At 69.1% G+C, this 14,101-nt stretch carries 12 protein-coding genes; 10 read left to right on the top strand and 2 right to left on the bottom strand.

The window, feature by feature from the left end; all coding sequences use genetic code 11:
• Positions 1-7: 7 nt before the first annotated feature.
• Together ETD83_RS08655 and ETD83_RS08650 are read right to left on the bottom strand one after the other, a co-directional pair.
• Positions 8-1,624 carry an alpha/beta hydrolase gene (locus ETD83_RS08655; RefSeq protein ID WP_138644542.1) on the bottom strand — a complete coding sequence of 539 codons (1,617 nt, stop codon included), beginning with the start codon at positions 1,622-1,624 and terminating at the stop codon, positions 8-10.
• Positions 1,624-2,736 (bottom strand): serine hydrolase domain-containing protein, encoded by a 1,113-nt coding sequence (locus tag ETD83_RS08650; RefSeq protein WP_138644558.1) that lies wholly within the window; start codon positions 2,734-2,736, stop codon positions 1,624-1,626. The genes ETD83_RS08655 and ETD83_RS08650 overlap by 1 nt, the downstream gene beginning before the upstream one ends.
• Positions 2,737-2,879: 143 nt before the next feature.
• Between ETD83_RS08650 and ETD83_RS08645 the strand changes: the two genes are divergently transcribed.
• From ETD83_RS08645 to ETD83_RS08590, 10 genes are all read left to right on the top strand, one after another.
• A complete protein-coding gene (locus ETD83_RS08645) occupies positions 2,880-4,016 on the top strand; it encodes a sensor histidine kinase (protein ID WP_138644541.1) in 1,137 nt (378 codons plus the stop codon).
• Positions 4,013-4,684, top strand: coding sequence for a response regulator (locus ETD83_RS08640; protein ID WP_138644540.1), 672 nt, complete (start codon positions 4,013-4,015; stop codon positions 4,682-4,684). The genes ETD83_RS08645 and ETD83_RS08640 overlap by 4 nt, the downstream gene beginning before the upstream one ends.
• Positions 4,685-6,199: 1,515 nt before the next feature.
• Entirely contained in the window at positions 6,200-7,378 is a 1,179-nt protein-coding gene (locus ETD83_RS08625; protein ID WP_138644539.1) for an NAD(P)/FAD-dependent oxidoreductase, read from the top strand.
• Between the two features lie 28 nt (positions 7,379-7,406).
• Positions 7,407-7,790, top strand: a complete 384-nt coding sequence (locus ETD83_RS08620; protein ID WP_138644538.1) for a cupin domain-containing protein — start codon at positions 7,407-7,409, stop codon at positions 7,788-7,790.
• 51 nt (positions 7,791-7,841) lie between these two features.
• A complete protein-coding gene (locus ETD83_RS08615; protein ID WP_138644537.1) occupies positions 7,842-9,479 on the top strand; it encodes an ABC transporter substrate-binding protein in 1,638 nt (545 codons plus the stop codon).
• Positions 9,476-10,450: a quinone oxidoreductase family protein gene (locus tag ETD83_RS08610; protein ID WP_138644536.1), complete on the top strand. Its 975-nt coding sequence runs from the start codon at positions 9,476-9,478 to the stop codon at positions 10,448-10,450. The genes ETD83_RS08615 and ETD83_RS08610 overlap by 4 nt, the downstream gene beginning before the upstream one ends.
• Positions 10,451-10,536: 86 nt before the next feature.
• Positions 10,537-11,742, top strand: a complete 1,206-nt coding sequence (locus ETD83_RS08605; RefSeq protein ID WP_138644535.1) for a CaiB/BaiF CoA transferase family protein — start codon at positions 10,537-10,539, stop codon at positions 11,740-11,742.
• Complete coding sequence (locus tag ETD83_RS08600; protein WP_138644534.1) at positions 11,739-12,356, top strand: isochorismatase family protein; 618 nt, start codon at positions 11,739-11,741, stop codon at positions 12,354-12,356. Before ETD83_RS08605 ends, ETD83_RS08600 begins: the two co-directional genes overlap by 4 nt.
• Positions 12,356-13,294, top strand: a complete 939-nt coding sequence (locus ETD83_RS08595) for a hydroxymethylglutaryl-CoA lyase (RefSeq protein WP_138644557.1) — start codon at positions 12,356-12,358, stop codon at positions 13,292-13,294. Before ETD83_RS08600 ends, ETD83_RS08595 begins: the two co-directional genes overlap by 1 nt.
• 45 nt (positions 13,295-13,339) lie before the next feature.
• Positions 13,340-14,083: a maleate cis-trans isomerase family protein gene (locus ETD83_RS08590; protein ID WP_138644533.1), complete on the top strand. Its 744-nt coding sequence runs from the start codon at positions 13,340-13,342 to the stop codon at positions 14,081-14,083.
• Positions 14,084-14,101: the final 18 nt, after the last annotated feature.

The following is a 14,101-nucleotide window of genomic DNA, read 5'->3' as shown; positions in this document are numbered from 1 at the left end:
GACCCGGTCAGGGTTCCCGGTCGCAGGTCACGTCCGTGTCGGGCTGCCTGCCGGTCGCTAGGTAGGCGTTGACGGCGTCGGTGACGCAGCGGTTCGGGTACATCCCGTAGAGGCCGTGGCGCCGGACGTTCCGGAGCGTGACCATGCGGGAGGCGGGCAATGCGCGGTGCAGGGCCATGGCTCCCTCGTACACGGTCCGGGTGTCGCCGGTCGACTGGACGATCAGCGCCGGGTGGCCGTTGCCGACCCTGGTCGGAGCCTCCAGAGGCTTTCCCGGCCAGAACGCGCAGGGGAACACGGTGTTGGCGAGCGGGCCGTAGACCGGCTGCGTCGCCCGGCTGCGCCGGACGTTCCGCCAGTACCAGCCGAGGTCGCGGGGCGCGGACGCGTCGCCGCAGAAGATGGCGATGTTCATCGACAGCGCGTTGTCGAGGTCGCCGTCGGGCGGGCTGAGGTACTCGCGCAGCAGTTCGGACGGCTCGAACCGTTCGCCCCGCGCGGCCCGGTGCAACTCGCGCACGATTCCGGCCTGTTCGGCGAAGTAGCGGTCGTCGGCGAGGATCCCGGCCAGCAGTGACGGGATGATGTGCTCGTCCGCCTGGTACCTTCCGATCTGGAGCGGCCGCCGGGCCGCCCGCGCGATGATCCGCTGTACGGTGGCGCGGACCTCGCGTCCGGTGCGGCCGAGGCCGTACTCGGCGTCGTGCCCGGCCGTCCAGCGCGCCCAGGCGTCGAGGTAGCGCTCATTGGCCGCGCCGAGGGCGGGGAAGGTCCGTGCGGGGGTCCGGGCAGGGTCGAGCGCGCTGTCGAGCACGACCCGGTCGACCTTGCCGGGGAACATCTGGGTGTACACCGCGCCCAGGTAGGTGCCGTAGGAGATCCCGATGTAGGAGATCTTCGGGGTCTTCAGGAGCGTTCTGATCAGGTCCATGTCGCGGGCGGTGTTCCGGGTGGTGAAGTACGGCAGCAGGTCGGGGTACTTCCGCTGGCAGCGCTCGACCTGTTGCTTCTCGTAGGCGACCGTTTCGTCGAAGCCCGCGCGGTCGAGCCCGGCCGATCTGAACCATTCGCCGGTGAGGCCGCAGTTGATGCGCGTGCTGCGGCCGACGCCGCGCGGGTCCATGCCGATCAGGTCGAAGCGTCCGGCGAGCGCGGGGCCCATCGCGGCGGAGGTGAGCAGCGGGCCGTTGAGCCCGCGGCCGCCGGGACCGCCGCCGGTGCCGTGCAGGAGCACGCCGAGCCGGTCCGGGCGGGTGGCCGCGAGCCGCGAGATCGCCACCTTGATCGTCCGGCCGCCGGGGTGCCGGTAGTCGAGTGGGACAGTGATGTCGGCGCAGCTCAGGCCCGCCTTGGCGAGATCCTGGTCCGGGCAGGCCGCCCAGTGGACGGGCTGGTGGGTGAAGCGCGCCATCGCCGCCGAGTCGGCGGAGCCTGCGGCATCGGCGGACGGACCGGGCGCGGGCGCGGCTGCGAGCGCGCCCAGGGCGAGCGCGGGGATGAGCGCGGCGGTCAGCGCGGCACTGCGGGCAGTGGAGCGGGCGAGGCCGCGCGTCGCCTTGCGGGCGGTGGCACGTGCGGCGCTGGGAGTCGCGTTGCGGGCCACGTTGTGGTGGGCGTCGTGCATCAGTGGCTCCTCAAGATGGCGGCCGCCGCGTCCATGAGGTGCTGCGATCCATGCGGATCGGCGGCGATCTCGTTGACCGCGACGGTGACGGCCAGTCCCGCGCCGGTGACGCCGCCCCGTGTGCGGGTGCCCTCGATCGTCCCGCCGTGGCCCCAGAAGACTCCGCCTCCGGGCAGGGGGAAGCTGGCCAGGCCGAGGCCGTATCGTGCGCCTTCGGCGATGTCGGCGGGAACGGTACGGCGCATCTCGGCGAGCATTGCGGGCGGCAGAAGGCGTCCGCCGAGCAGGGCCCGGAAGAACGTGTTCAGCTCGCGGCCGGTGGAGACCAGCGCTCCGGCGGTCCCGACGACCGAGGTGTTGATCCAGTTGACCTCGGTGTGGCCGGGCGGCATGTACGCGCGGGCGTGCGGGCCGCGCAGGCCCTGCTCCGGGTAGCGCGGCCAGAAGGTGTGCCTCAGCCCGAGCGGGCGGATGACCCGCCGGGTGATCTCGTTTTCGGCCGGCCGGCCGGTCACGGCCTCGATGAGCAATCCGGCGAGGACGTAGTTGGTGTTGCAGTACTCCCAGCGCTCCCCAGGCTCGAACCGGGACGGACGGCGCAGGGCGCCACGGGCGAGGTCACGGGCGCGGTAGTGGCCGCGCGCGTGCTCGTTGACGTCCTCGGTGAAGTCGTGGAAGCCGCTCTCGTGCCGCAGGACCTGCCGGACCGTCGCCTTTCCCGGCACCCACGGAAGGCGGCGGGAGATCGGCTCGTCCAGGGCGAGGCGTCCCTCGGCGACGAGTTGCAGGACGGTGGTCGCGGTGAACGTCTTGGTGTTGCTGGCGGTCCGGAGCCTCGCGTCATGCGGGTACGGCCGTCCGGTGCGCAGGTCCCCGGCTCCGGCGAGGACCTGCGTGGTCCGCCCCCCGGGACGGGTGACAACGGCCTGAGCGCCGGGCAGGCCGTCGCGTGCGATCAGGTCGTCCAGAACGCGCCGGGCTCTCCGCTCGTCGTCGGTCGTCCGCGTCGCGGCGCCGTCAGCGGCCCACGCCGGTACGCCGGACACCGCGACGACCGGCAAGGCCGCCGTGGCGGCGAGGAACCGCCGCCGTTCGATCAGAGGTGTGCGCAAGACGCCTCCCTGTGGTCATCCAAGCAAGATCGGGCCTTGCCGACGCTAGGGACGCACCCTCGCCCGGGGCGTCGAGCGCGAGGACCAACCAGCGCGCGACTTTGGTCGCACCCGCCCGTCCGTCCCGTGATAGATCACCAGTGATGACGAGCCACCATCTTCGGACTGACGCCGCGCTGGCCGTAGCCTGCTCGGCCTGGCAGATCGTGGGCTGGACGGCGTCCGGATCGGTCCCGGTCGGCTGGTGGGCCCTGCCGGTCGCCGCGGCCATGTTCCTGCCCGCCGCCCCGCTGGCGTGGCGGCGCTCACGGCCATGGGCGTCGTTCTGCGGTGTCGCCGCCGCGTACTGCGTGTGGCTGCCGACCGTCGGGCACCGCACGTCCGTCCAGATCGCGGCGGTCTTCGTACTGATCTCGCTGTACTCGGTCTCCCGCTGGGCGGTCCCGCGGCGCGGCCGGGCCGCCGCCGGGGTCGCCGCGGCCGTGCTGGCCGTCCCGGAACTCGCCCGGACGGTCGGGCGCGACCGGGACGCCGTGGAAGGCGCGGTCCTCACGCTCTTCCTGATCGGCATCCCGCTCTGCGTCTGGCTGGCCGGGGACGGGCGGCGGCGCGCCCGAGAGGACGCCGCGAGGCTGCGTGAGCTGGCGGCCCGGCTGCGAGCCGAGCAGGAGCGCAGCGCGCGGCACGCGGTGCGCGTCGAGCGCGCCCGCATCGCCGGTGATCTGCACGACGTCGTCGCGAGCCAGGTCAGCGCGATCGCGATCGCTGCCCGTACCGGCCCGCCCGGCGAGCACGCCCGGCTGATCGCGACCACCGCCGACCAGGCCCTCGCAGAGATGCGGCGCATGATCGGCTTGCTCACGGACGGCGCGGAGCGGACCGAACCGGCCGCCTCGCTCGCCGACCTGGACCGGCTGATCAAGGTCGTGGAAGCGTCCGGATGCCGGGTCGCCGGACCGCCGAGCCTGCCGACCGGCCTCGGTCCGGCGACGGAGACCTCCGTCTACCGGATCCTCCAGGAGGCGCTCACCAACGTCGTCAAGCACGCGGGCCCCACCGACGTGGAGATCACGATGACCGAATCCCCGCTCACCGTCACCGTCACCAACGGCCCCGAGGTCCCCGGCCACCGGCCCGGGTCCGACTCTGCGCACGGCTCAGGGCTGGGGCTCATCGGGCTGAGGGAGCGGGCGGCGCTCTACGGCGGGACGCTGGAGGCGGGCCCGCACCAAGGCGGCTGGCGCGTCCGGGCCGTCCTGCCCGCGGCGGGCGCGCGATGATCCGGGTGCTGATCGCCGACGACCAGGAGATGGTCCGCAGCGGCCTGCGGATGGTCGTCGACCGCCACGACGACCTGCGCGTGGTCGCGCTCGCCGCCGACGGCGAGCGGGCCGTCGCCGCCGCCTTCGCACACCGCCCGGACGTGGTCGTCATGGACGTGCGGATGCCGGGCCTGTCCGGCGTCGAGGCCACCGGCCGCCTGCTGCGCGACTGGCCGCACCCCGGGACGCCGCCACGCGTGATCGTGCTGACGACCTTCGACCTGGACGCGTACGTTCACGCGGCGCTGCGCGCGGGCGCGAGCGGCTTCCTGCTCAAGAACACCTCGCCCGACCACCTCGCGGACGCCGTCCGCGCGGTCGTCCGGGGCGAGACCACGCTCGCGCCCTCGATCACCGACCGGCTGGTCCGCAGCTACGTCGCGTTCCCGCCACCCGTCGAGGACGACCCGCTGGAACTGCTCACCGACCGCGAGACCGACGTCCTGCTGCTGATCGCCCGGGGCCGATCGAACGCCGAGATCGGCGCGGAACTCGGCCTGTCCGCCCCGGCCGTGAAGAGCCGCGCGAACCGGATCTTCGCCCGCCTCGGCGTCACCAACCGCGTCCAGGCCGCGCTGCTCGCCCACCGTGCGGGCCTCCTGGACCACGACGGCCCGGCACCCTAATAGGGGTCGCGCCAGAGCACTTGGACACCCATCCGGACCTGAGTTCATTGAGCAGAAAGAATGTCGCGACCGCATTTCCGTAGCCACCGTTGTTGCGAAGGCTGGCGAACACGTCGCAACCGTAGTTCAGAACGCACCGGCCCCACTCATGGGAAACGACGACAAAGTTGGGAGACGGTGTCTCAGCTTGACGACCTCTGATCTTCGCGTGCGTGGCCAAGCCTGCCGAAACAGACGGTTGCTGTGTGTGATCCATCAAGCTCAGGTGGGGCCCCGACTGGGCCGACCGCCGTCCTCCGCCGCCCGCCGGACCGTCTCGCAGAGCGACGTCGCGTTGTCCGTGATGCCGGTGATCACCCGCACCCAGCGGCGCAGCGATGGCGAATATCCATCTCCGGCGCGAATTGTCGGTCTCGTGGCTTTCGACCACCGTGCCGAGGTCCTGTTCGGCCGCCATCGTCGTCTCCTCGCCGATAGTGAGATGCCGACGATAAGGGCGCTGCACGGGGACCGGTCCCGCGGCTTAGAACCCAAGCAATGGCAACCGCGATGATCTTCGTTCGCAGGGGATCTTCGTTGACGGCGTGGAGTCCGCGTCCGAACTTCTCCGGGGTTGAGGAACCTGAGGACAGCCGATAGCGCCGAGAATGATCTTGGGTCCCGCACGTGATCGGAAGGTCACTATTTGCGTGCGGGTTGAGGGGCTTCCTCAGAGAGTGCAACGGCCTCCGCGTGATCATGTGCTCCGGCGAAGAATGCCTGATCACGACGAAGGCCGCTGAGGGGGTTGATTCTTCTGGAATGCGCGGGTGCGTGTCGAGAAGCTGAGGGTGTTGTCCAGTTTCCGGACCGAGTTCCATGGGTGCCTGGCCGCGCGGGCGGACGCGCTGTTCGAGCTTGCGGATGCGGTGTTGTGCACCGATGGGCCGGTGCGGACGCTGGTGGATCTGTCGCTGGCGCCCGAGCATCGGCGTGGTCATGGTTCCTGCTGCGGGATCTGCCGGTCGAGGTGCTGGGCCGGACTCGTTCGGACCGGGCGATGCGGCGCCCGGCACCCTCGCGCCGCGAGTTCGCCGAGGCCGACCCCGAGGGAGGCCGACCCCGAGGGAGGCAGACCACCCAAGCACGGCGGTGAGTTCGTCTTCGGTGACCCGGCGACCTGGGGCCGCCCGCATGCCGAGACCGTCACGGCGATCGACACCCGAGCGGTTGCCTCGAGCAGCCCACCGCGACGGGGGACGGGCTGGAACAGGACGCTCCGCGAGGTTCGCGTCGTCCAGGCAAGGTCGCATACAATCTCGAAAAGATTTTCGGCATCTTCCCTTGTCGACTAGCTTCCGTTGGCATATCGTTCCCGCATTGTATGCAACACGCCTCATCTGGAAGGTGGCGGCGCTACCCGAGGCACCTCGGAGTGGGCAGCCAGAGTCCTCGTCCTTCCTGAGCGGAGGGCGGAACAGATCGTGCGCGGATCGAGCGCCGAGTGATGAGTGATAGCGGAGAGGTGGGCACAGGGTGTCGGAGTCTCAGGTAGTCGTGGTCGGTGGTGGAGTGGTGGGCGCGGCCGTGTCCTACTTCCTGTCGCTGGAGGGCGTCGACGTCACGCTCGTCGAAGCGACGGCGATCGCCGCAGGTTCGTCGGGGCACGGGCCCGGCTTCTTCAACACGTTCGGCGGCGACTTCGTACCCGGGGCCCACCTCGCGCTCGGGGTCGAGAGCGTCCGTCTCATCCATGAGCACCGCGAGAACTTGGCGGAGGTCGCTGACTCGCAGGACTGGTTCAACGACAAACCTGATCTGACGATTTCGTTCACCGATGAAGGTGCTGCTCGCCTGAAGGCTCTTCACGGGGAAGCGCCCACCGCGTTCGGAACCGGCATCGAGGCGCGAGAGTGGCTGACCGGCGAGGAGGTCCTCAAGAAGGAACCGTTGATCAGTCCGGAGGTAAGGGGCGGCTACTTCGCGGAGTCGGTGGTGCAGATCGACGGGCTGCGGCTCGCCAACCTCTACACACGAGCCGCCCAGAAGCGAGGGGCCAGGCTGTTGTACAGCCCGGTCCAGGGCCTCGACATTCGCGGTGACCGGGCCACCGGGGTCCAACTGAGCGACGGCACGCACCTACCGTGCGACGACGTCGTGCTCGCGATGGGGAACTGGACCCCCCTTGCGTCCATCTGGACCGGTTTCCCGATGCCGATATGCAGCCTCAAGGGCCAACTGCACATCCTCAAGGTCCCGGGCGTGCAGCTCAAGCACCACATCATCGAGCGAGTCGTCGTCATGCAATATCCCAACGGCCTCTTTCTGCTGGGTGCGACACCGGACCCGGCCCCCGGCGGTGGTCTCAAGGCGCCGATCGACTACATCCGCCCGCTGAAGGACAGCGAACCCATCCCTGAGGACACCGAAATGCTCATGCGGGTGGGCATCGAGCGATTCCCGTTCCTCAAGGACGCCGAGATCGTGCGCGACCTCAGCGGGGTCCGGCCGATGTCGCCCGACCTCATGCCCATGATCGGTCGGATCCCCACCTACAGCAACGTGTTCATGTCGACCGGCCACGGACGCAAGGGCATCCATCTGTCCGCCGGCACCGGAAAGCTCATCGCGGACCTGATGCTCCGTGGCTCGACCGACCTGATCGACGGGCCGGAGACCCTGTCCCCGGCCCGATTCACCCCGGCAGTGCTCTGACCTGCTCTCTGCAGAAGGACGACACCCTGTGGACACCGCACGCAGCCTGACCCCGACGACGGCGACCTTCATTCCCAAGGACAGCAACTCACTGGAACAGATCGGTGCCCTCGAGGGCGTCGAGCGGCCTGACGGGCTCGCGGCCAGGATCCTCGTCGCCGGCCGCGACATGGTCCTCATCGAGGTGCACAAGGCCAAGGGCAACGTGGACCAGCGGCACACCCACGACGACCACGAAAGCATCGCCCTGCTGCTGAGCGGGCGGATGGAGATCGAGATCGATGGCGAGTCCTTCGTCGCCAATGCCGGCGACTCGTGGATCCACTACCCGGGTGTTCCCCACTCGAGTGTGGCCCTCGAGGACTCGGTCCATCTGGAGATCAAGTCTCCGCCCAGGAAGACCTGGGTCTGATCCCGGCTCCACAACGTCCCGCCTCGGAACATCAGCGAGAGGTAGCACGACATGTCGAAGTTCTCCCGTAGATCAAACCTGTTCCTGGGGTCCGTGATCACCCTGACACTCGCCCTGGGCGCGTGTGGAGGTGGCGGGTCCGGAGGGAAGTCGGCGTCAGCCGACAGGACCTTCATGTGGGCGGCCGCGGGGGTCCCGTCCAGCCTGGACATCTGGAAGACCTTCGAGGGTGACGCCAGCCGTTACATGGGCGTTGAGTGGGGATCCACGCTCGTCGAGTACGACCCTTCCAAGACCGGGTCCAACGGGTGTGACCGCCTGACATCTTCGGACGGCGTGCGTCCGCACCTGGCGAAATCGTGGACCTACGACGGCAACCGGCTTGTGTTGACGCTGCGCGACGACGCCGTCTCCACCCACGGCAACAAACTGACCGCAGAGGACGTGGTGTGGAGTCTCCAACGTGCTCAGGAACTGGCTAGCAATGCCCGTTTCGTCCTCTCCTCGGCCGCGGCGGTCAAGACCAAGAACGCCTTCACGGCGGTTGACGACCGCACCGTCGCCATCAGCCTGGATCGTCACACGGCCCTCGATGCGGTCATCTTCACCTTTCCCCAGCTGGCCATCATCGACTCCCGGGAAGCGAAGAAGCATGCGACCACAAAGGACCCGTGGGCGACGGAGTGGCTCAAGACGAACGTGGCCTCGTTCGGTCCCTGGAAGCTGAAGTCATTCGGCCCCGGAAGCGAGGTGGTCTACGAACGCAACTCCGCCTACTGGGACCCGAAGGCTCTGGGTCACTACAACAAGCTGATCTTCAAGAGCGTGCCCGACCCGAGCACGAGGTTCCAGCTCCTCAAGACCGGCGGGGCGGACTACGCGGAGAAGCTCACCTTCGACCAGTACAAGTCCCTCAAGTCGCAGAGGGGGCCGGTCCAGGTGCAGAACTGCGTGTCCGCCAACCGTGACACCCTGATGCTCAACGAGTCGTTCGCGCCCTTCGCCAACCAGGACGTCCGCCTGGCGATCTCGAAGGCGATCGACCGTCAGAAGCTCAGCTCCGGCGTCTACGGCGGTTACGCGACTCCGGCGGACCAGGGCCTCGGCTCGTTCTACTTCAAGTCCGGCACCGACGCGCCCAGCTTCGACTACGACCCCGGTCGGGCCAAGCAGCTGTTGAACGACTCGGGCCATGGCAACCTCAGCTTCAAGATCCTGGTCTCGCCGAGCCGGCCCGGTGCGTACGCCGAGTCTCTCGCGGTCCAGTTGAAGGGGATGCTGGCCGACGTCGGCATCACCGCCAACATCGACGTGGTCGCCGGCGCCACGCAGTTCAGCGACGCCTACTACAAGGGGACGTACCAGGCCATCCTCTATAACGAGGCGCCGGCGATCGCCGACCCCTTCTATTCCGCGGCGCTCTACAACTCCGAGCGAGGGATCAAGACCTTCGGATACAAGAACGCCGCCTACGAGGCGGCCGTCACGAGCCTTCAGCAGACCGTGGACCCGACCCGGCGCGAACAGGTAATGGGTCAGGTGGCCAAGGTCGTCGACGAGACGGTCCCGCAGGTCTATCTGACCGACAACCGTTTCATCTACGCGATGCAGAGCTCGGTCAGCGGCTTCATGAACGCACCCAACGGGGCGCCCATGGTCTACCGACTGAAGAACGACGGCCGACCATGAGAGCAGTCGTGGCCGACAAGGACGGAGGGCCGGAGGTCCTGCAGGTGCGTGACGTGCCCGTGCCGGAGGCCGGCCCCGGGGAGGTGCTGGTCCGAGTCCTCGCCGCAGGCGTCAACTACATCGACGTCTACCACCGGACCGGCCTCTACCCGAAGGACGTGAGCCAAGGTCTCGGGCTGGAGGGGGCAGGGGAGGTCGTGCAGACCGGGCACGACGTGACCGCCTTCTCGACCGGCCAGCTCGTGGGGTGGATCGGAGGCAAGGCCAGCTACGCCGAGTACTGCCTCCTCGCCGAGAGCGAACTCATCCCCCTGCCCACGGGCACGGATCCCGAGCTGGCAGCGGGCGTCCTCCTTCAGGGACTCACCGCCCACGCGCTGGCAACGTCCGTCTACCCGATCGGAAAGGACGACCCCGTGCTGGTCCATGCTGCCGCAGGAGGTGTCGGGCAGATGCTGACGCAGATGGCGTGTATGCGTGGCGGCGTCGTCCACGCGACGGCGTCCAGCAACAGCAAGGCGCAGGCCGCAACCGACGCTGGAGCCACCTTCGTCTACGACTACGACGACTTCCTCGACGGTGTGCGGAAGAACACCGAACGCGGTGTCGCTGCGGCGTACGACGGGATCGGTGCGGCCACGGCGAGCCGGAGCCTGGACGCGCTGCGCCCGCGCGGGACGCTCGTGGTCTACGGCGCCGCAGGTGGACTCCCAGAGCCCTTGGACCTGCAGCGACTCAACGCCCAGGGTTCCCTCTACGTGACCAGGCCGACCGTCATGGAGTACACGAGCCGTCCCGGAGAGCGTGACGCGCGGACGGGGGACCTGTTCGACTGGATCGCCCGCGGCCGGCTGCGGGTGAACATCGCGCGCCGGTACTCGCTCGACGAGGCCGCTCAGGCCCACAGAGACCTGGAGTCCAGGTCGACCATCGGCAAGCTGCTGCTCATTCCGCACGACTCCACCCGCTGAGACCCGCGGCGGCACCACAGGCGCTCGTGCCGAGCGCGTGACCTGCCGCCCGGCCCGGCCCGGCCCGGCCACCGAAAGGACACCACGTGACCCACTCCTCGCCGCTGCCATTGGAGGGCCTCCGAGTCATCGAGCTCGGACAGCTCCTAGCCGGCCCGTTCTGCGGGCAGCTTCTCGGCGACTTCGGTGCCGACGTCATCAAGGTCGAGGACCCGAAGCACGGTGATCCCATGCGCCAATGGGGCAGGGAGCGGCCCTACGGCAAGTCGCTGTGGTGGCCGGTGGTAGCCCGCAACAAGCGCTCAGTCACCGCCAATCTGCGCGTGGCCGAGGGCCAGGAGCTGGTCCGGAAACTGTTGCACGACGCCGACGTGCTCATCGAGAACTTCCGCCCTGGCACGCTGGAGAAGTGGGGGCTCTCACCGGAGCGGCTGTGGGAGATCAACCCCGGCCTGGTGATCACCCGGGTGACCGGGTTCGGGCAGACCGGTCCGTACGCCGCCCGGGCGGGCTACGGGTCGATCGGCGAGGCGATGGGCGGTATCCGCTACACGACCGGCGACCCGGATCACCCGCCCGCGCGCACGGGCATCTCGCTCGGCGACGGCCTTGCCGCGGTATTCGCGTGCATCGGGACCCTCGTAGCGCTGCGGGCGCGAGACACGACCGGGCGTGGACAGGTGGTCGACGCGGCCATCTACGAAGCGGTGCTCGCCATGATGGAGTCGTTGGTGCCGGAGTGGCAGGTCGGAGGCTACCAACGCGAGCGCACCGGCTCGGTCCTGCCGAACGTGTCGCCCAGCAACGTCTACCCGACCGCCGATGATCAGTCCATCCTGATCGCCGCCAACCAGGACACGGTGTTCAGGCGCCTGGCCGCGTGCATGGGTCGCGACGATCTCGCCACCGACGCACGGTTCAGCACTCACGCCGCCCGAGGCGCTCACATGGACGTGCTCGACGAGATCATCAGCGCATGGACGCTGCGGTTCGGTGCCGGCGAACTGCTCGACAAGCTGCACGATGGTGGTGTCCCGGCCGGTCGGATCTACCGGGCACAGGAGATGTTGGCCGACCCGCAGTTCGTGGCTCGGAAGTCGATCGTCACCCTCATGCACCCTGACTTCGGTGAGTTCGCGATGCAGAGCGTCGTGCCGCTCCTCTCGGGGAGTCCCGGGACCGTTCGTTCCATCGGGCCGGAGCTGGGGCAGCACAACCTGGACGTGTGGGGGAGCGAGCTCGGCCTGTCCGCTCCGGAGATCGGGAAGCTCCGGGAAGCCGGGATCATATGACGGATGACGTGGTGGCGGGCTTCGGCGGCCGACTTCAGCCAGGGCGGTCGCCGGTCGTGCTCGGGATCGACATGGTTCGCGCGTACTTCGAGCCGGGGAACGCCTTTTGTCTCCCGGTCTCGCCGGTTCTCGAAACGGCCCGTGCGGTGCTCGACTCGGCTCGTGCGAACGGCGTACCTGTCATCCACACCCGGGTCGAATACGGGCCCGGCGCTGCGGACGGAGGGCTGTTCGTCGCCAAGGTCCCGGCGCTGCGCCAGTTCAGCCCCGGTGCGGCCGCCGGCGCGATCGTCGACGCCGTGGCGCCTCTGGGCGACGAGCTCGTCGTGGTCAAGCAATACGCGAGTGCGTTCTTCGGCACCTCGCTCGGCACGACGCTGCGCGTCCTCGGCTGTGACACCGTGGTGATCTTGGGTGTCAGCACCAGCGGGTGTGTCCGGGCCACCGCCGTCGACGCCGTCTCCTCCGGACTCGTGCCCCTGGTCGTGGAAGACGGCGTTGCCGACCGGGCCACGGCGCCGCACCAGGCGGCGCTGAGCGACATCCAGGCCAAGTACGGCGAAGTGGTGTCATCTTCGGCCGTTCTGGACTACCTCGGACAAGTGGGTGGGTGATGGTCATCGACCGTGCGACGATCCTCGAGGTGTCGCCTCGGGACGGCCTGCAGAATGAGCAGACGCAGTTGTCAACGGCGGGGAAGGTGGCCTTGGTCCACCGCGCTGTCGCCATGGGCGCCCGGCGCGTAGAGGTCAGCAGCTTCGTCAACCCGGCGCGGGTGCCCCAGCTGGCCGACGCCGATGCCGTCTTCGCCGGCCTGCGGCGGGAGCCGGGCGTCAGCTACGCCGCCCTGGCGATGAACGACCGCGGGGTGGAGCGAGCCGTCGCCGCCGGCGCCGACGAAGTCAACATCGTCGTCGTGGCGACGGACACCTTCTGCCGCCGCAACCAAGGCGTCGACACGAGCGAGGCTGCGCGGAACGCCGTACGGCTGGTGGACACCGCGCGGCGGGCAGGCCTCTTCACGACCATCACGATCGCCGCGGCCTTCGGGTGCCCGTTCGAGGGAGACGTGTCCGAGGCGCGGCTGGAGCACGTGCTGGCGAAGATCGCAGGTGCTCATGCGGACGAGGTGGCGCTCGCCGACACGATCGGGTGCGCCGTCCCCGGACAGGTCTCGGCCCGGGTCCGTCTGGCGCGCGATGTCCTGGGCGACGACGTCACCCACCGCCTGCACCTGCACGACACCAGGAACACCGCCACGGCGAACTCGATCGCGGGGTTGGAGGCCGGTGTCGAGGTCCTCGACGCGAGCCTGGGCGGGACCGGAGGCTGTCCCTTCGCGCCGGCCGCGACCGGCAACGTCGCGACTGAGGACCTGGTCTACATGCTCGACCGGATGGGCGTGCGCACCGGCATCGACCTGACATCGGCCCTGGAGTCCGCACGGTGGCTTCTAGCGAACCTTGGCAGCTCCCGCGCGAGCGCTTTGGTAAAAGCGGGTCCCTTTCCGCAACCAGGCTCGGACGACTGGTGCATGCCGCAAGCCGGGTGAACCCGGCTCGTCCTTCCGTTAACAATCTCCAGGAGAGGAGCAGGCATGCCGGATGCCGTCGGCCATCGGGCCAAGTTCGGCGTGATCGTCCCGTCGACCAACACGGTCGTGGAGCACGACTACAACGCGGTCTCGCCCCGCGGAGTCACCTTCCACGCCGGCCGGATGTACATCGAGCAGCCGGCGCTCGCGTCCGACCAGGACTTCGAGGGGTTGCTGGTCCAGATCCGCGCCTCGATCAACACCGCTATCCGCGACGTCATGACGGCCCAGCCGGACCACCTCGTCATGGGGATGTCGGCCGAGACGTTCTGGGGTGGCGTGGAGGGGAACCAGCAGTTCGAGGACGCCGTCCGTGCCGCTTCGGGGCTGGCGGTGACCACGGGTGCCACCGCCACGTGCCACGCCCTGAAGACCCTCGGGGTGCGGCGGATCGCCTGCGTCACGCCGTACCAGCCCATCGCCGACGCGGAGGTCGAGCGGTTCTACACCGAGTCCGGATTCGACGTGGTCGCGGTGAAGGGGCTCAAGTGCCCGAGTGCCACCGCCATCGCGGCCGTGACCGAGGACGAGCTGATCGCAGCGATGAAGTCCTTCGACATGGACGGCATCGACGCCGTGGTCCAGGTCGGCACGAACCTTTCGATGCTGCGTCTGGCGCCGTACGCCGAGAGGTGGCTCGGTGTCCCCGTCGTGGCGATCAACGCGGCCACCCTCTGGCAGGCGCTGCGGTCCAACGGGTTCAACGATCAGTTCGACGGCTTCGGCACGCTGCTCCGCGACCACTGAGCCGGTCGACCGCACTTT

Source organism: Actinomadura soli (assembly GCF_005889715.1).
GTDB lineage: Bacteria > Actinomycetota > Actinomycetes > Streptosporangiales > Streptosporangiaceae > Spirillospora > Spirillospora soli.
This window is presented reverse-complemented; position numbering and strand designations above follow the sequence as displayed.

Bases quoted from the DNA above. Each gene is read 5' to 3' on its own strand.
- ETD83_RS08655 (WP_138644542.1), bottom strand. From the start codon at position 1,624: ATGCACGACGCCCACCACAACGTGGCCCGCAACGCGACTCCCAGCGCC.
- ETD83_RS08645 (WP_138644541.1), top strand. From the start codon at position 2,880: ATGACGAGCCACCATCTTCGGACTGACGCCGCGCTGGCCGTAGCCTGC.
- ETD83_RS08640 (WP_138644540.1), top strand. From the start codon at position 4,013: ATGATCCGGGTGCTGATCGCCGACGACCAGGAGATGGTCCGCAGCGGC.
- ETD83_RS08615 (WP_138644537.1), top strand. From the start codon at position 7,842: ATGTCGAAGTTCTCCCGTAGATCAAACCTGTTCCTGGGGTCCGTGATC.
- ETD83_RS08610 (WP_138644536.1), top strand. From the start codon at position 9,476: ATGAGAGCAGTCGTGGCCGACAAGGACGGAGGGCCGGAGGTCCTGCAG.
- ETD83_RS08600 (WP_138644534.1), top strand. From the start codon at position 11,739: ATGACGGATGACGTGGTGGCGGGCTTCGGCGGCCGACTTCAGCCAGGG.
- ETD83_RS08595 (WP_138644557.1), top strand. From the start codon at position 12,356: ATGGTCATCGACCGTGCGACGATCCTCGAGGTGTCGCCTCGGGACGGC.
- ETD83_RS08590 (WP_138644533.1), top strand. From the start codon at position 13,340: ATGCCGGATGCCGTCGGCCATCGGGCCAAGTTCGGCGTGATCGTCCCG.